This window comes from Erythrobacter donghaensis (assembly GCF_001557325.1).
Lineage (GTDB): Bacteria > Pseudomonadota > Alphaproteobacteria > Sphingomonadales > Sphingomonadaceae > Erythrobacter > Erythrobacter donghaensis_B.
Map to the genome: position 1 here is coordinate 1 of NZ_LSJS01000116.1, position 599 is coordinate 599.

Annotated in this window: 1 protein-coding gene; it reads left to right on the plus strand. The window is 65.6% G+C overall.

Annotated features, from left to right (window positions below; all coding sequences use genetic code 11):
- Window positions 1-94: 94 nt before the first annotated feature.
- A complete protein-coding gene (locus AX692_RS06315; protein WP_073975843.1) occupies window positions 95-394 on the plus strand; it encodes a CcdB family protein in 300 nt (99 codons plus the stop codon).
- Window positions 395-599 lie beyond the last annotated feature (205 nt).

The window sequence follows — 599 nt, forward strand, 5'->3', positions numbered from 1 at the left end:
GTCGAAGCGCGCCATCAGAACAGGCGGCGGTCGCAGCGGCCAATGACTGGGTGGAGGCGAACGGCCTCCCCCTCGCCGACCGCCGCCTGTTCTGATGGCGCGCTTCGACGTCTACGCCTTGGCGCGCGGCGGCGCGCTGGTGGTCGATTGTCAGGCGGATTTGCTCGACGGGCTGAAGACCCGCGTCGTGGCGCCGCTGATTGCCGAAAGCGAAGCGCCCAGGCCTGCGCGCAGGCTCAACCCGGTGTTTGTGGTGGGCGGGGAGCGGTTTGTGCTGATGACGCAGTTACTCGCGGCGGTCGAGGTGCGCGAGTTGGGGGACAAGGTGGGGTCGTTGGCGAGCGGGGGTGAGACGGTGCTGGGGGCGCTGGATTTTCTGCTTACGGGAGTGTGAGGGCCCCTAATCCTCCCCTTCAGGGGAGGGGGACCACCGAAGATGGTGGAGGGGCGGGCGCGCGGTCCCGCATAGACCTTACTGAGTAGGCGTTTGCTCCGAAAAGAACGCTTTACGTCCAATTTTTCAAGGCATACTGATGGTCCATGGGGGACTGTCAGGATTTCCGTGTGCGGCCGGGCGGTTGATCATCAGGCCGCCATGG

Coding starts and splice junctions, on each gene's coding strand:
- AX692_RS06315 (WP_073975843.1), top strand. CDS start 95: ATGGCGCGCTTCGACGTCTACGCCTTGGCGCGCGGCGGCGCGCTGGTG.